Raw genomic sequence first — 23634 nt, 5'->3', positions numbered from 1 at the left:
ATCAGGATTATCAATAAATGTGTAAATTCATTCCAGTATTAACAATCAATAGTGTAAACTTTTTTTAGGACGGGTCAATCAAAAAACTGTAACATGATCGCCAAAACTGTAACATGTTGCAACATATAATTTTTATAAACAACTAATTACCTGAGAGTTGATGAAAAATAGACATTTTCAAGTGTATCAGGTGTAACACCTTCTCTTGTTACAGTGCAGCTTATATTGGCTTACCGGTAAACTTTTGCAACTTTACGGCATTATAAACATATGAGCACTTACGCCACCTTTGAAACCGAGCACCGGGTACGGCCGGATGATATAGACATGTTTCAGCATGTACACAATAGCAAGTACTTTGATTATGTTTTGGCAGCGCGCTACGAGCAAATGGAAACCTGCTATGGCATGGCCATGGAGAAGTTTATGGAACGTGGTTACGGCTGGGTAGTGCGTACCGTGAACATGGACTTTAAGCGCCCCTTAAAGATGGGCGACTATTTCATGGTACGCACCGGTATAGAAAGCATTAACGACAAAGGATGCCGCGTAAACTTTGTAATAACCAACAAGGCAACCCAAAAGATATGCTGCGACGGCTACTTCGACTACGTAATGATAGACATAGCCACCGGGCGTGGTATGAAGGTACCGGAAGATGTGATAACGCATTACGCCATTTAGCGTAAGTACTTTAAAGAGTGTTATGCGGCAAGAAAGCCTTTAGTGCAGATGGCGTCTGTCACTAACAACCCCTTGGCACCGTTAATGGCTTCTATAGTGTGGATGTACTTGTAGCTATTGGTCAGCTGGTCATACTCCTGCCCTATCACCTCTATGTTAAGGTCCTCTGCGGCAAAGTCAAGGCTGTCCTGCAGGCAAAGGAAATGCTGGTTGTGCATTGGCAGGAAATCGTTAGTGTAACCTTTATCATGCAGGTCGATAACGCTCATTGTTAACGCGTTGTTTACTTTACGGGCGGTGTTTCTTAGTGAGTTCATTGTTGTGCAGTTTGTTAGAGGTTAATAGACGCAATAATGTTTTACCTAGTTACTGACCACGTAAATAAATCAGCACGTTGGTGTTAACAATTGCTATACCATTGCGCGGCCTTAATTAAACCTGGTTATAATGCACAGAAGCTGCTTAAGCTGCAACGACCTAATTTAAGGCAACCACAACATAAATCATTAGTTAATACATTTTCACAAATGTTAATAACAAATGTGAATTAAGAAAATGTCTCGAATAGTAGTAATTCTGTATACAGCAGTGCCCTAAATATGCAACGCACTATCTATCAACTCGCTGTAGAAGTCTGGCAGGTGCATGCCGGCTGCCCTAACCTGCTGCGGTATCAGGCTTGCGGACGATTGCCCCGGCGTAGTATTAATTTCTATGAAATAAAACTCTTGTGTGTCCTCTAACAGAATAAAGTCTACCCGAACCATACCCCGGCAGTTAAGTCGGAGATATACCTGTGTAACTATCTCGGCTATCTCATGATTCTTTTCAGGTGAAAGATCCGCAGGCGTTATCTCCTGGGTTATGCCAGGGGTGTATTTTGCTTCATAGTCAAAGAATTCTTTGGTGGTTTTAAGTTCCGTTGCGGGAAGTACCGTTACTTTACCTTTAAGCCTTGCGATACCGATACTAAATTCACGCCCTTTGATGAACTCTTCTATCAATATCTGGTTGTCTTCGGCAAAGGCTTTGTCCAACGCAGGCTGGAGGCCCGCAATGTTGTGCACCTTGCTCATGCCCACGCTGCTGCCACCGTTATTGGGTTTAATAAACAGTGGGAACTTGAGATTAGCAGCAATGGTTGCTGTGTCGTGTATATCGCGGCTGTGCAACTGCATCGATTTGGCGGTATGCAGCCCGTGTATACCATTCACAATTGCTTTGGTGTAAGCCTTGTTCATGGTAATTGCCGATGTTGTGGCATCGCAGGTATTATAAGGCACGTCAAGCATATCCAGGTAACCCTGCAGTTTGCCGTCCTCGCCTGGAGTGCCGTGTACTGTTATGAACGCAAAGTCAAACTTTATACGTTCACCATTAAGTGTTATGCTGAAGTCGTTCTTGTCGACATTTACAACAGCATCATCAGCTTCAAACACCCAGCTATCCTTGTTGATAAGTATCGTATAAACTTTGTACTTGTCGCCATTAAGGTTTGCCGCTATGTTGCGGGCACTGTTTATAGATACTTCGTACTCACCAGAGTAACCGCCGGCCAAAAGGGCAACATTTATAGCTTTCATGCAGCCAAATATAAGGCTGACGATGGAAATCAGGTAAAACGAATGCATTTATTTTAAGGCTATTCAAGGTTCTGAAGTGCTTAATCAACGAAGGCTGCAGCTTTACTCCGTAGTGCAAACGCATTGTACATTTCCCACTTTCCGCACCGGTTTTCATTTTTTTCATGTATGTTTGAACTTAAATATCCGCTTACAAGGCATGAGTAAATTCGGTCAGTATATTAAGTCCAGACAATTCAGGAATACCATTTTACTGGTAATATCCACCATTATCGGGATTGTGTTGATTGCATTTTTCAGCCTGGGTTATTATACCCGTCACGGTAGCGGCATACCTGTCCCTCAGCTTAAAGGCTTAAGTGTAGACCGGGCAATGGCCGCCTTGAAAGAACAAGGCTTTAGCTACAAAATAGATTCTGTTTATGTAGCCGATCAGGAACCCGGTACCATTGTAGAGCAAGACCCCGATGCCGGCACCAACGTTAAACAGGGCCGTACCATTTACCTTACTATGATTACGCAGCAGGCGCCGAATGTATCGCTGCCCGATTTAATTACAGAACAAAGTATTTACCGCGAAGCTGTTGCAACGCTCTCTAACTATGGTTTAAAGGTTGGAGATACTATTTACCGTTCTGATATAGCACGCGACCGGGTTTTAGAAGTGCATTTTAACGGTCAGGTGATAAAGCCAGGCACCAAATTACCAAAAGGCTCACGGCTGGACCTTGTTTTAGGCAATGGTGAAGGCGCAAGCGAGGTTGATATACCCGAACTTGTTAATCTCGACTTAGACGCTGCCAAATTCGCTATAAAAGGTGCAGGACTTACTGTGGGAACTATTACTTACGAGGGCAGTATATCCGATTCTACAAACGTTATAGTGGTGTCGCAATCGCCTATGAAAACGGATTCCACCGCGCAAACCAGCATCGGGACAAGAATAAACATGACGGTCTCTCAGGGTCAGAAAACCAATGAGCCAAATTAACGCAGCCCAGTTAAAGCAACGATTGCAGGAAGAACAGTTAAACCTGCTTGATGTACGGGAAAAGATGGAATATTATACCTTCAACATTGGCGGGTTGAATGTACCTGTATCCCAGCTCGAAAAAAGCTTACCAACCCTCCCCTACAACAAAACGGATGAAATAATCGTTATCTGCAGCAAAGGCCTCAGGAGCGAACACGCGTGCTCTATATTGGCCGCTGAGGGCTATCAAAACGTTGTAAACTTAAAAGGCGGATTGATAGCTTTGCAGAAGTTAAACAATCAATAGTTACATCTATCTCCATATATGTCAACCGAACAAAAATCATCAGGCGGAACTGCAAAGAAGTTCGTAATTGCTTTGGTGAGTATTATATTTATTGCGCTTGCAGGTACAGGCATTTTCTACTACCTGCGTTATTTCGGCCCGAACGTAAATGATAATGAGGAGTATCTTTATATAAAAACGGGCTCCAACTTCAATGATGTTTACAAGACTATAACCGAGCAAAGACTTGTGAACGATACCACAACCTTCTTGTGGGCGGCGCACAATATGAAGTATGTTAACCGCGTTAAACCGGGCAAATACCGCCTAAAGCCGGGCATGAGCAATCGTGCATTTATAAACATGCTTAAGGCAGGAAACCAGGAACCGGTAACCCTTGCTTTTCACAACTTGAGGCTTAAAGAGCAGTTTGCCGGGTTTATCTCAAAGAAACTGGAACCCGATTCCGTATCTATCTTACGTTTGCTGGACTCATCAAAATTTGCTGAGGAGCATGGCTTTACAACCGATAACATATATACTGTTTTCATCCCCAACTCGTATCAGTTTTACTGGAATACTACTCCCGAAAAGTTTTTTGACAGGATGTATGCCAACTATCAAAAATTTTGGACACCTGAGAGGAAATCGAAAGCTCAGGCGCTTGATCTTAGCCCTGTGCAAGTATCAGTACTTGCGTCCATTGTAGACGCTGAAGCGCTACATGACGATGAGATGCCATCTATCGCCGGCTTGTATCTTAACAGACTAAATAAAGGCATGAAGCTGCAGGCTGACCCCACTGTTATATTCGCCATGAACGACTTTACTATCAAGCGTGTACTAAACCGTTACCTCACCAAAGACTCGCCTTACAATACTTACATGTATAAAGGTCTCCCTCCCGGTCCGGTAATGATGCCTTCTGTAAACGCTATCAATGCAGTACTAGATTATAAAAAGAGTGATTACTTGTACATGTGTGCAAAGGAAGATTTTTCAGGCTACCATAATTTTGCCACCAATGAGGCTGAACACAAAATAAACGCCCGCAAATTTCAGCAGGCGCTTAACGACAGGAACATTAAACGCTGATGCTTAAGCACACTACACAAGTAAGGGTACGCTACGGCGAAACCGACCAGATGGGTTACATGTACTACGGCAACTACGCTGAGTTTTTTGAGGTTGGCCGTGTGGAAATGCTGCGTAGTCTGGGTATGACCTACAGTTGGATGGAGGCGTCCGGGGTAATGATGCCAGTTTTAGAAATGCATTCCAAATACCTCAAGCCAGCTTTGTATGATGAACTGATAACCGTAAGCGTTACACTAGAGAAAATGCCGGGTGTGAAGATTCACTTTAAATACGAGTTGTTTAACGAGAAAGAACAACTGATACATGTTGGAGACACGCTACTGGCTTTTGTAAACATGAAAACAAATCGCCCCTGCCTGCCGCCACAAGATTTTCTGGATAAAGTAAAGCCATTTTTTAGCTAGATTTAGATTGATGAAATGGGCGCACCGCTTTTTAAGCCGTTTTAAGTTCTATCAGTACTTTACGGATTGGATGAAATCCGTTTACATTCCCGGCTTTCGCCCATTGCCGCTTTATACCGTTGTGGTATTCTTTATAGAGGAAATACAAAAAACATCATTAACCAACCGCGCCGCAGCACTGGCCTACAACTTTATGTTGGCTCTGTTTCCTGCAATCATATTTTTATTTACGCTAATCCCTTATATCCCAGTCCGTAATTTCCAGGACGACCTGCTGAGTGTTTTTGCACAGATAATGCCTACAAACGCTTACCTGGCCTTCCAGAACACAATTGTAGAGATCATTAAAAACCAAAACGGTAAATTACTTTCTTTAGGTTTTGCTACAGCGCTGTACTTCGCTACAAACGGTGTTAGCAACCTTATGCAGGCATTCAATAAATCATCACTGATACTGGAAACGCGCACGTGGTTAAAACGTCGGCTGGTAGCTCTTTTGCTTACCATTGTAATAAGTATATCGCTGCTTGTGGCTATTGTAATAATGATTGCTGGCCAAGCAGTGATAAATTTTGTTAAAGACAAGTTTCACGGGGAGTCAGATCTTTGGTCATATCCAATTGCTCTGTTAAAGTGGATTATTGTACTCGTGATCTTCTTTGTTAGCGTCAGCCTTTTATACAGGTATGGTCCCTCCAACAAACGTAAATGGAATTTCATTAATCCAGGATCCATTTTGGCTACAGCGTTAGCTATACTTACTTCCATTGGATTTACTTACTACACAAACAATTTTTCCTCGTATAACAAGGTATATGGTTCAATCGGAACCCTTATTGTTGTAATGATCTATCTCTATCTAAACTCACTAATTTTATTGATAGGGTTCGAATTAAACGCCAGTGTTGATCTTTCCAAGCGTACCATTCGCATTGTGAAACCTCGATTTAATACCTTCCGTAGCCAAAAAGCTATCGAAAATCAAAAGCAAAACATTGCTAAACAGTAGTTTACACACTATTAAAAAAAAGTTAACATCGAATTTGCCAAATCGCCCGGGATTTGTACTTTTGTCCCCGGAGAGTTGGCAGAGTGGTCGATTGCGGCAGTCTTGAAAACTGTTGACTGTAACAGGTCCTGGGGTTCGAATCCCTAACTCTCCGCATATTATATCTTAAGTAACAAAAACGCCTTAAATGCATAATTTAAGGCGTTTTTTGTTTTGCGACCTATCCAAATTGTACAGAAGTTGAGACTATGTAGTATACATAGCAACTCAGGCCCGGTTTCAGGCGGGCGCAAACTCCATCTCTGATCTGATCACCGCCTTCTACAGCGCCGCAAAGCGGAATACCGCAGCGTGCAACGCTGCGGTTCTGGCAGCTGAAGCTTCTTCAGGTTATAGCTGAGCGCGCCCATAAAGTTTTTGCCAATCTTCTGTATGGCGATCATTTCACCAGGCGAGTGATAATCTCCTGCTGTTGGTGTAGCAGGGGATCCAGCGTTGCGGATATGCCTCGTGGCCATTTCCCCGAGTTCACCCGTTTTGCCAGCTGGTTAATGTTCACGCCGATCTTCCTGAGCTCCAAGTAGACCTGCACGTCGAGTTTCGCCAGCGTGGGCTCGGGGTATTTACCGCTGAGCAGCCGCTGACGGATCAGCAGGTACACTGGCAAGCCGCAGGCTTCTGCTTCCTGGTTGATCTTCTCCTGTTCTTCCCTCGTCAGCCGGATCAAGTTCCTGTAACTGCGTTTGTGCCCCTCCTCTACTTCGGCCTGCTCATCCTGGTTCTCGTAAGCAGCAAAGGTGCTGGGCAACAAGGGCAAACTTGCATGAGCTCTTCGGTAGTGGTCTAGTTTATTTTCTTTATTCAGGAATTGGTTGGCTCTCTGTGCCGGTCTTGAACAAAGTGAAAGGCTGCCCTGACTAAGCACATCAGCAAGCGTTTGGACGCACTCCAAACATGGCTTGCTTTATGGTAAAAAGGATGTTTCATCGAGAAACTTCAAGATGTAGAAAATGAAGAAGTAAAGGAAAATGAGGCAAATGAATATTCGGGAAATATGCTATTACCCAAGTCAGCAATTGAAGGGTTACCAGAAACAATTACTGAGTTAAATATAAAAGGGTTAGCTAGATAACACCCCCCCGCAATTGTAGTAAGCAGATTACAGAAGCTGAATTTGGTATCTTACACTTTAAGAATAGATTTAAAATGACTGTTAATTTAGATGAAGCTGAACTAAATCAGAATGAAATAATTACTAAATTTTTGAATCATGTACGAAAAGTATAAGTATATGCCAGTTTTAAGGTCAAAGGTGAGAAAAAAAGCTACTAGCCAGTTTCAATTTCGGAAATGCAGTTAATGCATTATTGCCGCGGCCATCGGCCTAATCAAATACTCAAAATTTGTGACGGGTTTAGTGTATTTGTTAGTTAAGCCCCACTTACATGTCCTGGTAGATCTTTTCAAGCTTTTTAGTACTCTCGCAAATACTATGGTGCTTGGTAACGTATTCCCTGCCTGCCATGCCTATCTTTCTGCGTAAGTCAACATCGTTAACTAACATTTCTATTTTATCGCAAAAAGCTTCCAGGTTAAGGCAGGAGAAGCCGTTTTCGTTATTATTGATCACATCTGTATTACCATCAACCTTTGAAACCACACAAGGTATCCCCTGCGACATGGCTTCCAACAGTGCAAACGGTAATCCCTCAAAAACCGAAGGCATCACAAAAATGTCGGTTTCCGTCAGGAATTTGGCACTTGTGGCGGCATCCCCCCAGTGCAAAATATTAACTTTCTTTTTTAAATTATTGATGGTCAAAAAGTCGTCTATCTCTTCGGCTAATTCGTCATGAATGCCCGCACCTAACACAGAAAAAGAAAGATCGGGGTATTTTTTTAGCAATATGTTAGCAATCTCTAAAAATAGAAAATGATTTTTTTGATTTGTTAACCTGCCGATCATCCTGATATTAAGTGCCTTTTTATCGCGGTATTCAATGCAATTCTCGGCAGGCGGTATGGCATTTAGTATTGTTTTAACCTGTTTTTTTTTATAGCCAAGTTCATGTATGGCTCTGTTAGCCTCAGAATGTGAAATAGCTAGAAGTTTGCTAGTCCATTTTCGCGCCATTAACTCAAGCGAATAAAAGATAGTACGCTTAAGGCCTGTAAACGGTAAATAAGAAAACGCATGCGGTGTGTAAAGTACTTTGCTTTTTGTGATTCTTGCCGCGGCTCTGCCTAAAAAACCACCTTTAGCGCTATGTGCATGAATAATATCCGGGCGCTCTTTTTTTAATACCGACAAGATCTTGTAAAGGGCGCTCAGGTTATTGATAGGGTTGATATTACGGTGCAGGTCCACATCGTAATAGCTTATCCCTCGTTCCTCGCAGAACCGCCTGAAAAATTCATTTTCGGGAGCTATAACAACAAATTTAAAATTGTTAACGTCGGCATGGGTTAATATATGAGACACATATGTTTTTACACCACCCGTAGATTGTGATATGTGCAGAATCTTTTTCATATTGATTTCGACGTTATTAAATTAACCAACTGCAGGGCGCTTTTTTGCCATGAATACTTTTTTACCCGATCATACCCAAGCAACCGCAAACGGTCCTGCTCTTGCGGGTTATTGATCAGGTAGTTTATTTGCTTTGCGATATTATCTATATTTAGCGGGTCGAAATAAATGCTCGCCTCTCCAAGTACTTCCGGCATGGACGATGTATTTGAGGCCACTACAGGGCACCCAAGCATCATGGCCTCCAACGGTGGGATGCCAAAGCCCTCGTATATAGACGGGAATATAAATAATGCCGCATTGGCGTATAAATACTTCAATTCTTCGTCTGAAACATAACCCAGATAGGTTGCTGCATCATCCGGTGCCACATGCTGTAGGGTGTTCATGGCGCCCCCTGCAATAAGCATGTGGTAGTTTTTAAAATCTATCTGATTTATAGCTTCGCTTAAACGCCTGAAATTTTTATTTGCTGCCAGGTTACTAACCGCCAGGCAATATGGTTTAAGCGCGTTTATCTTTTCAATAAAGGCGCTGCCGGGTTCCGTTGCCCTTAAAATATGTTCGGCAGAGTTTGGTATAACACATATCTTACCGGGGATGATGTGTGCGTGTTCTATCAACTCGTTTTTTGAAAACAAGGATACAGTTACTATATGCCTGGCTATTTTGCCTAAAAACGGTATGGCAAATGAATACCACAACCTAAAACCTTTAGAAAAGAACTGCTTATTTACCAGAAAAGATGCGTCATGAATGATCACAACCTGATCTCGTTTAAAAAGCGTTGATATGGAGCACATGCTCAAAAGCGTGCTTCCGGCAGCTAATAGGGGCAGTTCAAGTTGCTCCCAAAGGTTCCCGGTTAAAAATCCTTTTTTTACCAGCCGGATATGCTTTAACCGAATAGCATTTACAATATTTCCCGAGTAGAAGATCCTAAACTCATAAGCTTTGGGATCCAGCTGGCTACTATCCAACAATTGATCTATTGCCAGTACCATTTCAAAAGCGGTACGCTGAACACCGGATAAAGGACGAGTCAAGAACCTGCCATTAATGGTGATTTTTTTCATAAATAAATTGGTGCTTACGCTTGCAAGAAAGTGGGCGCGATACGCCTATGATAACTTAAACCGGTAGAGATAAAACAGGCACACAATTGCAGGAGGTACCGCATACATACTGAGCTCTGTAAAATTCGCAAAAATCCTGACCACCGTACTAAAGGCAACCAAACCGATGGTTAGTATAATGATAGAATTATACCGGTAAAACATTTCTTTCAAAATTTTTAAAAAGAACCCGCCTAAATAACCCGTAAAAAAGGTAAAGGTAATCACCCCTACCCATCCGAACGAAACATATCCCCATAACGGCACCGGTAGCCTTAAACCGCCCGAGCCAATTTCGTTGATATCTGCGCCGGGATTAACCATGATAAGTGTGTATACAGCCGGGTTCCATGGATAATGGCCGGGTATTAATCCTCCGTAGATCGTGCGCCCGTAAGTTGGCACAGGAGCATCAACGTAATGTGTCAGGAAATCAAGGTGATCGGGAATATCGGGGGTTCCTGCAGTGATGATCTTCCAGATATTGGTATCATCGCTCATTTTATTGATGCCCACCACATAATAGAAAAACGAGCTGAATACAAATATGCCTATCAGTATAGCCATTAGCAATGCAAAGTGCCACCGGCTTTTGAAAGACATTACGATAGCAAAACCCAGCACTACGCCCATAAAGGCACCGCTCCTGATAAGGGACACGGCCATTAAACCAAGCGCAGCTAATATCAGGAACAATATTGTACGCTTGCGGGTTTTATACCACACAACGCAGGCTATGGGCATAATCGTACTGCCAATAGTGAACGCTGATCTAAAGATGATAGACACACGTGAGTAAGGTGCCTGATACGGCCCTCTAAAGAGCTTTGCTGCAATCGGGTTTTCGGCAAACATCGGTACAAAGCCCATGCCCAGGTAGCTGATAATTAAACCGCCCACACAAAGCGCCATTAAGGTTTGCGTAACACTTATAACTCTTGCCTCGTAATCAGGCACGCTCATTACATCGTAAGTAAAATTTGTTTTGAACCCTTTACCGTGCATAAAACCCAGTACGGCACCAAGCAAATAAAAGAAGGCGCCTGTAACGATAATAGATATATACAGATCAACTACATTTTGCGGATATTCATCCTGCACATGCAATATAACGGAGGGAACTACTATAGACACAAAACTGCCACCCACGGCAAGGTGCGGAAGCACATTGTATCTGCTTGGCCATAAAACGTAGCCAAGCATCCCCAGCATCAGCAGTGCTATGCAAATCAATATACCGTCCAATGTCTTTTGAGTTTTGATATTTTAAATTACACGTGTAAGGTTTCAATAATTGCCTGATAACTTTTGGCCATCGCTTTGATATCAAATCTTTTCAATACTTTTTGCCGCGCCTGTAATCGGATTTGATCCAGTTTATCAAAATCGTCAATAGCATATGCCAGTTTAGCTTCCAGACCGGCAATATCTTCAGTTTCAAATAACAAACCATTTAGGTTGTCGTCAATAATTTCGGGAGTGCCGCCGGTGGCAGAAGCTATAACAATTTTTTCGCAGGCCATGGCCTCGTAGATTGTTGTACCTAACGATTCGCTCCGGGTGTTATTGCTGTTATTGACCACAATGTCGCAGCCGTTAAATAGCGCTGCAGTATCCGTAATAAAACCAACAAACTGAATGTTGGCCTGCTGATCAATTGCTTCCTTAACCTCGATAATATACTCCGGAAAATGGGTGGCGTAAAAACCGGCCAGTATAAGTTTTATGTTGGGCCTTGTACTTGCAAGGCGCTTAAATATCTCAATTAAGTGCAACTGTCCTTTGTCCGGGTTGATACTCCCGGCAATGGCTATTACAATGTCTTCCTCGTTAAAGTTCCACTTTTTTCTAAACAGATATCTAGAGGTGTGATCCCGTTTAAACTGGTTTACATCCAATCCGTTATAAAGTACGGCTATCTTGTTTGACCCTGCCCCGTATTTACGTTTCAACGCGTTTGAAACAATAAGGGTTTTATCGTACAGCTTTAAACAGGCGCTGCCGAGGCTAAGCTCCGGTTTCGAAAAAAACGCAAGGTCGTGATCACTCCAAATCCACTTAACGTTACGGCGGGTTAATTTTGACCAGATCACGGCCGGGATAACATAGGCTGATGGCACAAGTGTATTACTATGTACCATTCGGATATCGTTAGCTTTTATATAGCTATATATATATCTGGATACAGCGAAATAATTTTTAACCGCTTTAGTGTAATATTGAAACTTTGATGTAAATGCCCTGTTAAGTTTTTGCAGATTAGCCAACAACTTTATTTTATATGGCTTATCTAGGGCAATCAGTTCGTCAGCAAAACTACCGGGAGATAAAATTAAGTGAATGCTATAGTCGTTAGCAACATGGGCCATTAGCCGCTCAATTACAATTTCTGCCCCCTGTGCTTTTTCACCACCAAACAGGTATAAAATCTCTAACTTTTCGGGTTGGTTATCTGGTTGTAATTGCATTTTCCACTTTGTATAGTGCTTCTCTAAAAAAAACGCCTGCAATAACTTTTTGACGGATGCCGGCAAGGTTGGTGCGCATCACTGCTAATTCGGCATCTGTAACGTTTATATGCTTTAGATCTCTTAAACTGTCTACCAATACTCCTATACCATGCTGGGTTATAAATGATGCAATGGCAGACATCCGTGGTGCAATCACCGGCATCCCGGCTGCGATGTAAAGAGAAAACTTATGCGGGTTATTGTACTTAAGGTAATTTCCTAGGATATCATCGCACTTATCAATATCGGTACCATCCCATATCAGGCCAAAACTGCCCGACAAGCGGTTGGGGATTTCATCCGGACCAAACTGACCAAGCCATCGCAGGTTGCTATTATCATTTAGCAATTCCTTTTTAAAGCCCGGCCCGTAAATGTTAAAACCCACACCATTTAGTTGCTGTAACCCATAAACAAAGGTGCTTTTAATGATATTCCCTGCATATGCTATTCTGCCCTGATCTTCGGGGCGTGTTGCCGGGTTAACCGTAGATAAATAATCAAACAGCTCCAAAGAGATCATTGGTGTGGTTAAGCCGTTTGTTCTTAGCCAGCCCATCATAAACTCGTTATGTACAATAAGCTGATCATACTGGTTTAACCGATCAATATCTTTTTTAATCGCATCTGCATCTTTACCACCGGTACGTAATGATTCCACATCGTGTACAATGCAAAAGAAACGCGCGCCTTTTAACCGGGCTATTTTGATGAAATATTTAAATATGGTGTTAACACTTAGCAGCGGATACTGAATACCTACTAAAGCTTTTGGTTTGATGGAGAAGTAGAACTTCAGCATTTGCCAAAGTAGGGAAATGTAATACGCAAACTTTTTAGTATTGTCGGCTACTGTAAAAGTATAATCAAGGTAACCTGCCTCCCTGAATATTTGGTTACAATCGAGCACCGCTTTTGACGCAGCCGAATGCGCGTCTACGTTATCAAAACGTATGCAAAACTGGTACTTCATGCATATTTTATTTGAGGGTCAAAAAAGATCGATCGCCAGCCTGATCTCAGTATCACGCCGATGAACTTAAGGCGATTTTGTTTACGGATCCTGATGATATTTAAGGATGTGTACGCCAGTTTAATAATGAGCCAAAAAATGAAGTATAAGAACCCTTTACGCTTTTTAATCATAAAAAACTCATTCCTGAAACCATAGCTATGTTTCCAGATATTTGCTGGGGTGTCCTTGTAAAAATCAGGAAAGTAGTTTACCGGTGTTTTATGCAACACAACACTTTCTATACAGTAAAAGCCCAGGTAACCAGCCTTTGTTACACGTTTGGTATATTCCTGGTCGTCTCCCCAGATAAAAAATTCTTTATAAGGAAGGCCTACCTCCTTTACAGCTTTTACGTTAATCAGCAGCGATACAAAAGAACAGGTCTCTATCAATAACAAGCCCTTACTATCGTAAAAATTAAACGGGATAGAAAGGTTAAATGATGGCAGAATCGCCGGCAAGTTCATCAGATGGGGATTACCGTCTGTCCATACGCACTTGCTCCCGATAAAGCCAACTTCTTCGTTTACGGTTTGTAGTTTCTCAACAAGGATTGTTAAGCTATCATGTCCGCAAATGGTATCGTCATCCATTACCCAGATAAAATCGGCACCTGTTTGTACGGCCGCTTTCATACCGGTAAAGAATCCCCCCGAGCCGCCTAAGTTTTCCTGGTGAATCACCGTTAAACCTTCCTGTTTATCCAGCCAGTCAGCGGTACCATCGGTACTACGGTTATCTACTACAATTATATCAACTAATGGGTATGCCTGGGTTTTAACGGCCGCAACTGCCTCCTGTAACAGGCGCAGCCGGTTATTAGTAACAATTATCGCCGTTACTTTCATTATTTCCTAAAAATTTGTGTGTTATTTAAGCCGGAAGGATTAGATCTTTCGGCTTATAGTTATAATAGCTCGGGCGTATTAAAGTGGACTGATACTTTTTTCAATGCTGATCCAATGATCTGGTGCATATCGTAATAGCGGTATTCGGCAAGCCTGCCGCCAAATATCACGTTCTGCTCGTTGGCGGCCAACTGTTGATATTGTTTAAATATCGCATTGTTTTTAGCATCGTTAATAGGATAGTATGGCTCCTTTTCAGCTGTCCATTCCTGCGGGTACTCTTTTGTCACAACCGATTTTGGTTGCGTTCCAAACTCAAAATGTTTGTGTTCGATGGTGCGGGTATACGGTACTTCGCCCTCTGCATAGTTAATTAAGGCGTTGCCCTGTACGTTATCATCATCGTGCGTTTCGTGCTCAAAACGCAAACTGCGGTACTGCAGCTGGCCAAACTGGTAATTATAATACTCATCTATCTTACCGGTAAACACAACGTTTGTAGCTATGTTATCCCAATACTCCCTATCATCAAAATAGTTTGTATTAAGTTTTACTTCAACGCCGGCCAGCAAACCATCAGCAAGCTTGTTGTAGCCACCAATTGGGATGCCCTGGTATTTATCGTAAAAATAGTTGTTATCAAAAGTGAACCTTACTGGTAGCCTTTTAATGATAAAAGCAGGTAGCTCCGTAGCCTTTCTGCCCCATTGCTTTTCTGTATACCCCTTTATCAGTTTATAATAAATGTCAGATCCCACTAGTGAAAGGGCCTGCTCCTCCAGATTGGCAGGCTCGGCTATATTAAGTTCATCAACCTGCGATTTGATTTTATCCTTCGCCTCTTTTGGAGTTTTAGCCCCCCAAAGTTGATAAAAGGTATTCATGTTGAACGGAAGGTTATAATACCTGCCGTCATGCAGTGTAACCGGAGAGTTGACGAAGTGATTAAACGCAACAAATTTGTTTACATAATCCCATATGTACTTATCGTTGGTATGGAAAATATGTGGCCCGTAGGTATGGATATTGATGCCTTCAACCTGATCGTTGTATATATTACCCCCGCTATGATGGCGCTTATCTATCACCAGGCATGTTTTTCCGCGTTGAGTGGCTTCGTAGGCAAACACTGTCCCAAACAAACCGCTTCCAACAATTAAATAGTCGTAAGTTTTCTGAGTATTGGTCATAGTAGTTAGTTTTTAATGCGGCGTTGCCACAAAAATCCATGGATTTAACTGGCAGGGCAGTGTACAGTTGGAGTATGTTAAATTAAAGTTTCTTTTTAAGGTTAGTCCACACGGGTTTTGTAGACCAAAACCTTTCTGCATAATAATCCTGCACTTGTTGGCTTACCGGCGTAGGCTGAATCTTCTTTTTTAAAGCCAGGTATTCCATGTACCCTTTAAGTACGTAGTAACCAGCAGACAAGCCTTCCCTTTTGATGAATTTTAGATTATTAAGTAAGGTCCTGTTAATGTACTTTGATTTACTTCTTTTCGAGAAGTACTTATAAACAATAGCCATTTCGTTACGAGTTCCGAATACCCTGAGGCGTTTGTTTGAGCGGTTGATGCTGCTAACGCGATGCACAACGATGCCCTGCGAGAAAAACTTAACCTGATACCCTGCATTAAGGCAGCGGATAGCATACTCAAACTCGTGGGTGTACACAAACAGCCATTCTGCAAAGCCGCCTATTCTTTCGTAAACCTCTTTCCTTATGATTGCTCCGCAACCTATAAAGCCGGCGATGTCCTCGCCGGCTTTCCAGGCTTCCTCCGGATCCAGAAACTCATCCATCTGCAACCGTTCGTCTACTACTTGCAGGCCGAGGATGCCTACCTGTTGATTTTGGTCCATATAGGCAACCGCCTCGTTTAGCCCCGAATGCACGTGGCTATCATCATCCAACACCAACAGATATTTAAACCGGGCAACTACAAAACCGTCATTCCAACCGGCAATACCGTTGTTTATCGTTCTGGTTATCAGCCTAACCTCAGGGTACTTATTTTGGATCTCTTGTGAAGTACCGTCGGAGGATGCGTTATCTACTACAATTATCTCTGTTTCAAAATTAAAGGTTGAGGCGGCACTTTGCATTAAAGTTATTGTCTTGAGCACTTCGGCACGCCTGTTAAAGGCAAGTATTACTATCGAGACCATATCTTTATTCTAATTCTCTGCCAAAGCTCTTTCCGGTAATTCCGAATAATACATTGCGCAGTACGGTTTTCATAGGGTAAAATAAATTGTAATAATTCATGTACTTTAAAGCCAGGTGATAATACTTGCTCACCAGCGCCGGATTGGGAGCGGGTTTTTTTATTTCAAAACATAAGGACTGGTAGGCCCTGTTTGCGTATAAAACCTCCAGCAGCTTCTGATACTCGGCAAGCAGCGGTTCTTTTAAAAATTGTTCGAACAAGTCTAAAAAAACCAAGTTCTTTTTTTCCAAGGTACCCGGCGAAAAAATCCCGCCGTCATGGATCCGGTAGGCAGCAGTTGGCCTGTCAATATAAATAGCATCACCCTTAAGCATTAAAAACACCGACAGGGACACATCGCCTGTAGGATATTTGGTGGGATCGTACGGTAAAAACGGATACGGATATACGTTCCTGAACAATAAAGAACAGGTAACAATATTAAAAGTGGTTAAGATATCTTCTACACTATAACGGCTTTGCCTTCGGTTGTACTTGGTTGACCAATGTTGCTCAAAGTTGTTTTCACCATCCGTAAGTACTTTAACCTGGGTAAAGCACATTACCGCCTTTTGGTCTTTCTCCAGGACGTCTACCTGTAGCTGTAGTTTTTGATCGTCGATCCAAAAGTCATCAGCTTCCAGGCAGGCTATATATTTGCCCCTAAGCCGGGAATAGCAAAATTCGTAAGCATTGCGGGTGGCACCAACATTTTTTTCATGATAAATGGGCTTAATAATGTCGGGATATTGCGCTTCAAATTTTTGTATGATAGCCCTCGTTCCATCAGTTGAAGCATCTTCACCTATAATGATCTCATAGTCGAAATTCACCTTTTGCATGAGCACACTTTCAAGGCATTGGGTTATAAATCGCTCATGGTTATAAGCTACGATCCATACCGAAACCATCGGCCTTTCGTTACCTGTGTTCATGATTAATATAATCCTCCGTTCAGATCGATACTTGCTCCGTTTAAATAGGGCGTGTTGATAATGTAATTGACAGTAGACAGTAACTCGTCGGGATGCCCTAAGCGGCCTGCTGGGATACGTTGTACAATTGACTCCAACATAGCTACCGGCACCTCATCTATCATACCGATATTGAAGTAGCCCGAAGTGATATTATTGATCGTTATATTTTTGTTCCCATTTTCTACTGCAATAGCTTTAGACATTCCCCATAGCGCAGATTTTGACGCAGCGTAAGCACTGGTGCCCATAACGCCGGCCTGTGCTACTACAGAAGAAAAATTGATGATCCTGCCGTATTTTTGCTCCCTCATTTGAGGTAAAAACTTACTGATCATATTAAATAAGCCGGTTACATTCACATCAATAACTTCCCTCCATTTTTGAAATTCGGTTTTATGGGCAAAAGCGTTATATGATATGCCTGCAGCATTGATCAGCACCACGTGATGTAACCTCAATTTCACTAATTCATAAAAATCGGTTATAGCTTGTTCGCTGGCAATATCAAGCTGATAGTAATGCTCCTGGTTTTCGGCAGGTTGAGTTTTGTTATATAGGCCAATTACTTCTTCGCCATTTTTTAAATAACTCTCAAGTAAAAACTTTCCTATGCCCCTTGAGGCCCCGGTAATTATGATCATAATCTTAAATCCATTTCATTAAGGCTGCACCCCATGTCCAACCAGAGCCCACAGCAGCAAACACGATATTATCACCTCTTTTAATTTTACCTGCGCAGATAGTTTCGTCTAATATGATAGGGATGGTACCGCCTGATGTATTGGCATACTTTTGCAAATTTACCATCACTTTTTCAAACGGCATGTTGAGCCTTCGCGCTGTTTCTTTCAAAATATTAATATTAGGCTGATGCGGGATAAGCAGTGCAACATCATCAATTGTTAAACCGGCGTCATCCAATACCTGGTTGATCGCACTTGGTAAAACCTCAATTGCGGTGTTGAATACCGCTTTACCATCCATTTGAAAGTAACGCTTGTTGTCAGCCAGGCTTTCTGCGCTTATAGGATATTCGCACCCGCCGCCGGGGATGGTAAAGTTGAACTTACCTCTCCCGTCAGAAAAAAGCCTGAAATTTAGCCGACCATTATTGTCTTCGTTTTTTGCAAGTATCACAGCACCTGCGCCATCGCCAAAAAATACACAATCGCGCCTGTCCCAGTCAACTATCTTCGAGAAGGTGTCTGCGCCTATAACTAATATGTGCCGGTAAATATCATTTGAAATAAACTGCGCAGCAGTTGAGTATGCAAACAAAAAACCCGAACAAACAGCGGCAAGGTCAAATGCGACTGCGTTATAGGCTTTGATCTTGTCTTGAACAATGCAGGCCGTAGACGGTGCTAACCTGTCGGGCGTTGATGTTGCAACAATTATCAGGTCTATAGCATTTGCAGATAAACCCGCAGCCTCTAAAGCATGCAGCGCCGCCTGCGCTGCCAGATCACTTGTAAGTTCATCTGTTACTATCCGCCTTTCTTCTACACCAATATGTTTTTTTACCCATTCATCGCTGGTATCTACACGTTTTGCAATGTCATTATTAGTGACAATGGTTGGCGGCACGTATGAGCCCGATCCAATGATCTTTACATTGGTGATATGCTGTTTCATAAGTCAAACTTGCTCTTCGTTGCCTGGTATTCATCATCCGTTTGGCTAAGCAACCACTGATTGTTATGAATGCCGTTTTTAAAAACCGATTTTCTCATCAGGCCTTCTTTAACATAGCCAACTTTTAGCATCATGTTTAGTGCTGCTGCATGATGCTCCAAACACTCGCCGACGATCCGGACCATTCGCAGTTCCTCAAAAACATGTTTAAGTACCTTAAGTGCAACCTGGGTGCCATAGCCCTTTTTTGCCCTGTTTTGGTCTATCTTAATACCGCTCCAAAAACAGGTACCGTTACGATAATCGATTTGAGAGACTGAAGTATATCCAATGATATCGTCACTACCTAATTCGGTTACGGCGTAATAAATGATGGATTGGTTATCATTAAGCATTAAACCTTCTACCCATTTTACATCACGTTCGTAAGATACCGGGCGTATTGAACCGCCAAGCATAGCTTCCATTTGCTCGTCCCGGCGCAGGTTGTTTATAAAAAGGGCGTCATTCAGCCTTAAAGGCCGAAACTTTATATCAAATTTCATGATCTGCTACGTTAATAATGTTAGCACCTTGTTAAGATCAGCTGGTGTGTACCGATGATCTACCGGGATAGGAATAAGGTTTTTGCTGAGCAGAACCTCAGTTGGAAATTGCTCTGCACCTTCGCGGTTAATGCAATCAGCCCAAAAGTTTGGAATGAAAATATCTCTTTCCCAAAAACTCTTCTTTTCCAAATAACTGTCAGGCAAGTACGGGTAAAAGCTTGGTGCCGGAGAAAAAGGGTCCTTTATAGCCAGATTATTGTGCTGCCCAAGCCGCTGATGAAGAAACCTAAAATTACGCTGCCGGCTTTCGCATGCCTTCTTAAAGTTGACATGAGAAAGCAATCGTGCAGACATTGCGGAAATTTTATCGATCCCCTCCCCATTCATCCTTTCGTTTTGGCAAAAAGCATCATACCCTCCCTGTGTGTCTCCGTTAAACCGGGCCACCAAATGGCTCGTCAGGAAATTTACATTTGGACTATGCCTTTCGTATTCTTCGTTAAGATCATACCCATCGGGCACATACAGATCTGACCCGTCAGGCACGCCAAAAAATTTGCGTGTTGAATTAAAAAACCACGAAAGCCCGTTGCATCTCATGAAGTACGATTGTGTACAGTCGACTATCAGTTTATCGCGGTAAAAGTTAGATAACCTCTCTACATAGTCGCGCATGATATCGTAGTAGTTTACGTAAATAACGTACTCGCCATCATTTACATTAGGAAGATTTTCTAACTCAAACGCGCTGTTAATAGTATAGAACTGATAGTTGATGCCAAACGTTTTTAACGGCTCCAAAAGGGCATCACAGGTATAAAACGGTACGAATAATTTTGTAGGCTTTAAGTAAGTAATCATTAAGCTCAACGCTGCCCGACCGCTTTTAAGTTGATAAGGCGTATCATGAAACTTCCTGTTTCCGCCGCTTAGCTCCAAACCAAAGTAGCCTCCAATTTCCATATTATATCAGTTGATAATTATCAATCATCTCGTTTATTCGCTCGGGGCTGTTAAACATCATTACATCCAAAATTGACATGCCGGGCTCAAATGTTTGTCGCCGTTGCGGATAAGCTTCGAGTTCAATTTTTAAAAACTTAAGGTCGATGCCTGCATTTTCAAACTTTTGGCGATCAAAAATTTCCATACCGCCCGGCGGATTTATGTAGGTGTGGGCACCCAGCGCTTTTGAGATATTTAATGCCCATTCACCCGCATCATTCACAATCTCTATTTCTAATTGCATCTCACTAAAAATGCTGTAATTAAAATCTATCCCGATGTACTTGCAAGTATGCTTAAGCACATGAGCGTTTAGCTTGGTGATGCTTTCAGTCTCTATATCAAATGCATCTTTCAGCACGCGGATGGTATGCACAAAGAATGGTGCCTTTTTGTAATGATCTATCTGCCTGAAAATCTTATCACGCCAGTCATCCTGTTTGATCACTACATCTTTGATAAGGGTATCCCTGTTATGTTTTTGAAGCGGTACGGCAATGTATTGCCAACCTTCGCCCGGTTTTAAAATTCGGTTACGTTCTATCCAGCCGTGGCGAATGTACTGTACTTCATCAAAAACTATCCAGCGGTCAGTATTTTTTATCAGGCTGTAATAGCCCAGGTACGGCAACAGGTAAGGTTGCATTATTCCTAATTTCATTGGGCAACTGCTTGAACATCTGTTAATAAACCTTCTACCACTTGGTGCTGCACTTCGTCCGTTAAATCATGATAAAGCGGGAGGCAAAGCACCCTTTTCGCAATTGACTCGGCAACCGGGCAGCTTTGGTATTCTACATAGTTCAGCGTGTTTAATGCCGGGTGAAAATACCTCCTGGGTACAATATCCCGCACTTTCAAATCTGCAATGGCTTTTAGCAATTGATCTTCTGATGCAAATACCACCGGGAAGTAAGCGTAGTTATACCCGTTACCCTCTTCAGTTTCCAGCAGTTGCAAGCCGGTATTTTTTAACAACGAGTAGTAATTAAGCCATTTTTCTTTCCGTTGAGATAAAATGTTGTCTATGTATTTTAGGTTACACAAGCCCATAGCAGAATGGAACTCAGAATTTTTGCCGTTAATGCCCATCGTAAAGTACTGTTCGCCAATATGCCCGAACGACCTGTACAAGGATAGTTTATGTGCAAGTTCGCTGTTATTAGTAACCAGGCAGCCGCCCTCGCCTGTATGGAAAACTTTCGTTGCATGGAAACTGCAGGTACTAACGTCGCCGTAGCTTAGTACAGACTTACCTTTATATGTTGTGCCAAAAGCATGCGCAGCATCATATATCACCTTTAGGTTATAATGTTTGGCTATTTTTTCAATAGCATCGATGTCGCACGGATAACCATATACGTGGGTGGCCAATATGGCCTGCGTTTTAGGGGTAATTGCGGCCTCTATCAAAGTTTCGTCAATACAAAAATCATCTTTCCGTATATCAACAAAAACCGGTTTGCAATTTTCCCATAACAGTGCTGTGGTGGTTGCCACGTATGAGAATGGTGTGGTAATTACTTCGCCATCAATTTCCAGGGCCTTTAAAGCCATTTGTAAAACAATGGTACCGTTAGATGCAAACAACAAATGCTCTACGCCCAGGTAGTTTTTTAGTTTATTCTCAAGTTCCAGTAAAAGCTCTCCGTTGTTCGTGATCCATTTGTTATCCCACGCACGTTTTAATATCGCCGTATATTCCTCAAAGGGTGGTAGGAAGGTTTTTGTGACGTTTATCATAAAGGTATTGCCTAAATTTTAAATAAAGTTGATTGATGGTGCTAAGGGCATCAAGGTGCAGCACGTAACCGGCCGCCAGGTACACAGCATTGAATACAGCAGAAAGAATGATAATATTCCACCAGTTATTTAGCTGGCTAACATAGTTTTGCACAAGCCAGCTTATGCCAACTGCTAATGCTGCAATGGCCAGGTATTGTAAAACTATTTTAAGCTGCGCAACAACGGTAATACTTAGCTCGCGGCTTAAGTACCAGGCGTTAATTACAAGGGCTATAAGATTTGCGGCTATAAAACAAATTAAAAATCCCTTTAACCCAAACAAAAAGCCCAGCAGGTATACCGGTAAAAAAAGGATTTTTTTTACTACCTCAAGCCTAAAAAATGCGATTGAATTACCTACACCCGCTATAACATTGCACATAATGCTGCTTACCGGCCACACAAAGCCGATTATCGACATCAGCCTGAACAAGTCGGCAGCGTACAACCATCTGGGCGTAAACAAGATCAAAAAGATATGCCTGGCCGACAAAAACAGGGTGCCGCTTAAAGCAATAGACACAAACAGAATAATGTGGAGGTACTTTTTATAAAGCACCATCAGGTAAGGCCTATCATCCTGATGCTTTGCAATGTAGGGGAATAACGCCCCCATGATGCTGTTGACAGAGATCTGCCTCACAAAGTTGTCCATGCTTTGCGCCCGGGTATAAAAGCCTAAGGTGCTTATGGTAAAGATCTTCCCGATAATGAAAATATCCAGCCGGGTATAAAAGTTATCCAACAGCCCTGCTGCAAACAGCTTGCTTCCATAACTCCACAATGGTTTTATGGATAAGAAGCTGAACTTAAATTGCGGCCACCAGCGTGCAAACCAAAAGTTAGATAGCATCAGCAGTAGCGCACTCAATATAGATTGGGTAACCAAGCTCCAGATGCCAAACCCGTTGTAGGCCATCAATATACCTGCTATGCCGGATGTCAATGATGCTATTAGCGTAAGGATACTGTTTAGCTTTAGTTGCAGGCGCTTGTACAATAAAGCCGCCGGTACCAGGTTTAAACCGTTTATCAAAAACAAAAACGCCATGGCCCTGAACACCGGCGCTATTAACGGCACTTTGTAAAAAATTGACAGGGGGCCGGCAACCAGGTAGCATAAACCTGTTAAAAATGCAGCTACACCCGTGTTAAGGAAAAAGATAGTAGAGTATTGTTCTTCTGATACTATCTTTGATTGGATAATTGCCCTGTTGAAACCCAGGTCAAGAAAAATATGTGCGAAAACGATAATGGCCATAGCCATACCCATTACGCCAAATTCTGCAGGGGACAATAATCTGGTTAATACGATGGAGATACCGAAACTGATGATCTGTACAGAAAATTTGCCCGCAAAATCCCAGATCACATTTTTAAACATGTATCAGTTTTAACAAAAATTAATATTGATTG

The 23634-nt window shown here is 42.3% G+C and carries 25 protein-coding genes and 1 tRNA gene; 7 read left to right on the top strand and 19 right to left on the bottom strand.

Annotated elements, in window-relative coordinates:
• Positions 1-270 precede the first annotated feature (270 nt).
• A complete protein-coding gene (locus AC59GT_RS20250; RefSeq protein ID WP_497239347.1) occupies positions 271-684 on the top strand; it encodes an acyl-CoA thioesterase in 414 nt (137 codons plus the stop codon).
• A gap of 20 nt (positions 685-704) precedes the next feature.
• Here AC59GT_RS20250 and AC59GT_RS20245 read toward each other — a convergent pair whose 3' ends face one another.
• A complete protein-coding gene (locus AC59GT_RS20245) occupies positions 705-1001 on the bottom strand; it encodes a hypothetical protein (protein WP_117381072.1) in 297 nt (98 codons plus the stop codon).
• A gap of 276 nt (positions 1002-1277) precedes the next feature.
• Entirely contained in the window at positions 1278-2267 is a 990-nt protein-coding gene (locus AC59GT_RS20240) for a D-alanine--D-alanine ligase (RefSeq protein ID WP_497239346.1), read from the bottom strand.
• A 199-nt stretch (positions 2268-2466) separates the two neighbouring features.
• Here AC59GT_RS20240 and AC59GT_RS20235 point away from each other — a divergent pair, with 199 nt between their 5' ends.
• The 6 genes from AC59GT_RS20235 to AC59GT_RS20210 all read left to right on the top strand — a co-directional run bounded on the left by AC59GT_RS20235 (position 2467) and on the right by AC59GT_RS20210 (position 6191).
• The gene (locus AC59GT_RS20235) at positions 2467-3258 is read left to right on the top strand and encodes a PASTA domain-containing protein (protein ID WP_497239345.1); all 792 of its coding nucleotides are present in this window, start codon (positions 2467-2469) and stop codon (positions 3256-3258) included.
• Complete coding sequence (locus AC59GT_RS20230; protein WP_497239344.1) at positions 3245-3547, top strand: rhodanese-like domain-containing protein; 303 nt, start codon at positions 3245-3247, stop codon at positions 3545-3547. Before AC59GT_RS20235 ends, AC59GT_RS20230 begins: the two co-directional genes overlap by 14 nt.
• A gap of 18 nt (positions 3548-3565) precedes the next feature.
• Entirely contained in the window at positions 3566-4621 is a 1056-nt protein-coding gene (mltG, locus tag AC59GT_RS20225; RefSeq protein WP_497239343.1) for an endolytic transglycosylase MltG, read from the top strand.
• Positions 4621-5028: an acyl-CoA thioesterase gene (locus AC59GT_RS20220; protein ID WP_497239342.1), complete on the top strand. Its 408-nt coding sequence runs from the start codon at positions 4621-4623 to the stop codon at positions 5026-5028. The genes mltG and AC59GT_RS20220 overlap by 1 nt, the downstream gene beginning before the upstream one ends.
• A gap of 10 nt (positions 5029-5038) precedes the next feature.
• Positions 5039-6037 (top strand): YihY/virulence factor BrkB family protein, encoded by a 999-nt coding sequence (locus AC59GT_RS20215; RefSeq protein WP_497239341.1) that lies wholly within the window; start codon positions 5039-5041, stop codon positions 6035-6037.
• Positions 6038-6106: 69 nt separating this feature from the next.
• Positions 6107-6191 (top strand) — tRNA-Ser (locus AC59GT_RS20210).
• A gap of 285 nt (positions 6192-6476) precedes the next feature.
• On the opposite strand, the gene AC59GT_RS20205 is transcribed toward AC59GT_RS20210, so the two are convergent.
• The 17 genes from AC59GT_RS20205 to AC59GT_RS20125 all read right to left on the bottom strand — a co-directional run bounded on the left by AC59GT_RS20205 (position 6477) and on the right by AC59GT_RS20125 (position 23602).
• Entirely contained in the window at positions 6477-6989 is a 513-nt protein-coding gene (locus tag AC59GT_RS20205) for a MobC family plasmid mobilization relaxosome protein (protein WP_497239340.1), read from the bottom strand.
• A 489-nt stretch (positions 6990-7478) separates the two neighbouring features.
• Complete coding sequence (locus tag AC59GT_RS20200) at positions 7479-8570, bottom strand: glycosyltransferase family 4 protein (RefSeq protein ID WP_497239339.1); 1092 nt, start codon at positions 8568-8570, stop codon at positions 7479-7481.
• Positions 8567-9646, bottom strand: coding sequence for a glycosyltransferase family 4 protein (locus AC59GT_RS20195; RefSeq protein WP_497239338.1), 1080 nt, complete (start codon positions 9644-9646; stop codon positions 8567-8569). Before AC59GT_RS20195 ends, AC59GT_RS20200 begins: the two co-directional genes overlap by 4 nt.
• Positions 9647-9691: 45 nt before the next feature.
• Positions 9692-10930 carry a hypothetical protein gene (locus AC59GT_RS20190; RefSeq protein ID WP_497239337.1) on the bottom strand — a complete coding sequence of 413 codons (1239 nt, stop codon included), beginning with the start codon at positions 10928-10930 and terminating at the stop codon, positions 9692-9694.
• 26 nt (positions 10931-10956) lie between these two features.
• Positions 10957-12153, bottom strand: a complete 1197-nt coding sequence (locus tag AC59GT_RS20185) for a glycosyltransferase family 4 protein (RefSeq protein ID WP_497239336.1) — start codon at positions 12151-12153, stop codon at positions 10957-10959.
• On the bottom strand, positions 12134-13168 hold the full coding sequence (locus tag AC59GT_RS20180) for a glycosyltransferase (RefSeq protein ID WP_497239335.1): 1035 nt from the start codon (positions 13166-13168) through the stop codon (positions 12134-12136). Before AC59GT_RS20180 ends, AC59GT_RS20185 begins: the two co-directional genes overlap by 20 nt.
• The gene (locus tag AC59GT_RS20175; protein WP_497239334.1) at positions 13165-14058 is read right to left on the bottom strand and encodes a glycosyltransferase family 2 protein; all 894 of its coding nucleotides are present in this window, start codon (positions 14056-14058) and stop codon (positions 13165-13167) included. Before AC59GT_RS20175 ends, AC59GT_RS20180 begins: the two co-directional genes overlap by 4 nt.
• Before the next feature lie 59 nt (positions 14059-14117).
• On the bottom strand, positions 14118-15248 hold the full coding sequence (gene glf, locus AC59GT_RS20170) for a UDP-galactopyranose mutase (protein ID WP_497239333.1): 1131 nt from the start codon (positions 15246-15248) through the stop codon (positions 14118-14120).
• A gap of 82 nt (positions 15249-15330) precedes the next feature.
• Positions 15331-16227, bottom strand: coding sequence for a glycosyltransferase family 2 protein (locus AC59GT_RS20165; RefSeq protein ID WP_497239332.1), 897 nt, complete (start codon positions 16225-16227; stop codon positions 15331-15333).
• A gap of 4 nt (positions 16228-16231) precedes the next feature.
• Positions 16232-17203: a glycosyltransferase gene (locus AC59GT_RS20160; protein WP_497239331.1), complete on the bottom strand. Its 972-nt coding sequence runs from the start codon at positions 17201-17203 to the stop codon at positions 16232-16234.
• A 2-nt stretch (positions 17204-17205) separates the two neighbouring features.
• Positions 17206-17886, bottom strand: a complete 681-nt coding sequence (locus AC59GT_RS20155; RefSeq protein WP_497239330.1) for an SDR family NAD(P)-dependent oxidoreductase — start codon at positions 17884-17886, stop codon at positions 17206-17208.
• 4 nt (positions 17887-17890) lie between these two features.
• Positions 17891-18880 carry a beta-ketoacyl-ACP synthase III gene (locus tag AC59GT_RS20150; RefSeq protein ID WP_497239329.1) on the bottom strand — a complete coding sequence of 330 codons (990 nt, stop codon included), beginning with the start codon at positions 18878-18880 and terminating at the stop codon, positions 17891-17893.
• Positions 18877-19425, bottom strand: a complete 549-nt coding sequence (locus tag AC59GT_RS20145; RefSeq protein WP_497239328.1) for a GNAT family N-acetyltransferase — start codon at positions 19423-19425, stop codon at positions 18877-18879. The genes AC59GT_RS20150 and AC59GT_RS20145 overlap by 4 nt, the downstream gene beginning before the upstream one ends.
• Positions 19426-19431: 6 nt before the next feature.
• Positions 19432-20391 (bottom strand): hypothetical protein, encoded by a 960-nt coding sequence (locus AC59GT_RS20140; RefSeq protein WP_497239327.1) that lies wholly within the window; start codon positions 20389-20391, stop codon positions 19432-19434.
• 1 nt (position 20392) lies between these two features.
• Positions 20393-21094 (bottom strand): WbqC family protein, encoded by a 702-nt coding sequence (locus AC59GT_RS20135; protein WP_497239326.1) that lies wholly within the window; start codon positions 21092-21094, stop codon positions 20393-20395.
• A complete protein-coding gene (locus AC59GT_RS20130) occupies positions 21091-22176 on the bottom strand; it encodes a DegT/DnrJ/EryC1/StrS family aminotransferase (RefSeq protein WP_497239325.1) in 1086 nt (361 codons plus the stop codon). The genes AC59GT_RS20135 and AC59GT_RS20130 overlap by 4 nt, the downstream gene beginning before the upstream one ends.
• Positions 22139-23602 (bottom strand): lipopolysaccharide biosynthesis protein, encoded by a 1464-nt coding sequence (locus AC59GT_RS20125; protein WP_497239324.1) that lies wholly within the window; start codon positions 23600-23602, stop codon positions 22139-22141. Before AC59GT_RS20125 ends, AC59GT_RS20130 begins: the two co-directional genes overlap by 38 nt.
• Between the last annotated feature and the right edge of the window lie 32 nt (positions 23603-23634).

Source organism: Mucilaginibacter sp. 320_HR (genome assembly GCF_059691875.1).
The sequence above is the reverse complement of the archived record's forward strand: the minus strand, read 5'-3'. Positions and strand labels throughout refer to the sequence as shown.

Excerpts from the sequence above, each read along its gene's own strand:
- AC59GT_RS20160 (WP_497239331.1), bottom strand. The coding sequence starts at position 17,203 with ATGAACACAGGTAACGAAAGGCCGATGGTTTCGGTATGGATCGTAGCT.
- AC59GT_RS20245 (WP_117381072.1), bottom strand. The coding sequence starts at position 1,001 with ATGAACTCACTAAGAAACACCGCCCGTAAAGTAAACAACGCGTTAACA.
- AC59GT_RS20125 (WP_497239324.1), bottom strand. The coding sequence starts at position 23,602 with ATGTTTAAAAATGTGATCTGGGATTTTGCGGGCAAATTTTCTGTACAG.
- mltG (WP_497239343.1), top strand. The coding sequence starts at position 3,566 with ATGTCAACCGAACAAAAATCATCAGGCGGAACTGCAAAGAAGTTCGTA.
- AC59GT_RS20135 (WP_497239326.1), bottom strand. The coding sequence starts at position 21,094 with ATGAAATTAGGAATAATGCAACCTTACCTGTTGCCGTACCTGGGCTAT.
- glf (WP_497239333.1), bottom strand. The coding sequence starts at position 15,248 with ATGACCAATACTCAGAAAACTTACGACTATTTAATTGTTGGAAGCGGT.
- AC59GT_RS20200 (WP_497239339.1), bottom strand. The coding sequence starts at position 8,570 with ATGAAAAAGATTCTGCACATATCACAATCTACGGGTGGTGTAAAAACA.
- AC59GT_RS20175 (WP_497239334.1), bottom strand. The coding sequence starts at position 14,058 with ATGAAAGTAACGGCGATAATTGTTACTAATAACCGGCTGCGCCTGTTA.
- AC59GT_RS20140 (WP_497239327.1), bottom strand. The coding sequence starts at position 20,391 with ATGGAAATTGGAGGCTACTTTGGTTTGGAGCTAAGCGGCGGAAACAGG.
- AC59GT_RS20150 (WP_497239329.1), bottom strand. The coding sequence starts at position 18,880 with ATGAAACAGCATATCACCAATGTAAAGATCATTGGATCGGGCTCATAC.
- AC59GT_RS20155 (WP_497239330.1), bottom strand. The coding sequence starts at position 17,886 with ATGATCATAATTACCGGGGCCTCAAGGGGCATAGGAAAGTTTTTACTT.
- AC59GT_RS20220 (WP_497239342.1), top strand. The coding sequence starts at position 4,621 with ATGCTTAAGCACACTACACAAGTAAGGGTACGCTACGGCGAAACCGAC.
- AC59GT_RS20240 (WP_497239346.1), bottom strand. The coding sequence starts at position 2,267 with ATGAAAGCTATAAATGTTGCCCTTTTGGCCGGCGGTTACTCTGGTGAG.
- AC59GT_RS20185 (WP_497239336.1), bottom strand. The coding sequence starts at position 12,153 with ATGCAATTACAACCAGATAACCAACCCGAAAAGTTAGAGATTTTATAC.
- AC59GT_RS20250 (WP_497239347.1), top strand. The coding sequence starts at position 271 with ATGAGCACTTACGCCACCTTTGAAACCGAGCACCGGGTACGGCCGGAT.
- AC59GT_RS20235 (WP_497239345.1), top strand. The coding sequence starts at position 2,467 with ATGAGTAAATTCGGTCAGTATATTAAGTCCAGACAATTCAGGAATACC.
- AC59GT_RS20130 (WP_497239325.1), bottom strand. The coding sequence starts at position 22,176 with ATGATAAACGTCACAAAAACCTTCCTACCACCCTTTGAGGAATATACG.
- AC59GT_RS20230 (WP_497239344.1), top strand. The coding sequence starts at position 3,245 with ATGAGCCAAATTAACGCAGCCCAGTTAAAGCAACGATTGCAGGAAGAA.
- AC59GT_RS20145 (WP_497239328.1), bottom strand. The coding sequence starts at position 19,425 with ATGAAATTTGATATAAAGTTTCGGCCTTTAAGGCTGAATGACGCCCTT.
- AC59GT_RS20195 (WP_497239338.1), bottom strand. The coding sequence starts at position 9,646 with ATGAAAAAAATCACCATTAATGGCAGGTTCTTGACTCGTCCTTTATCC.
- AC59GT_RS20165 (WP_497239332.1), bottom strand. The coding sequence starts at position 16,227 with ATGGTCTCGATAGTAATACTTGCCTTTAACAGGCGTGCCGAAGTGCTC.
- AC59GT_RS20180 (WP_497239335.1), bottom strand. The coding sequence starts at position 13,168 with ATGAAGTACCAGTTTTGCATACGTTTTGATAACGTAGACGCGCATTCG.
- AC59GT_RS20215 (WP_497239341.1), top strand. The coding sequence starts at position 5,039 with ATGAAATGGGCGCACCGCTTTTTAAGCCGTTTTAAGTTCTATCAGTAC.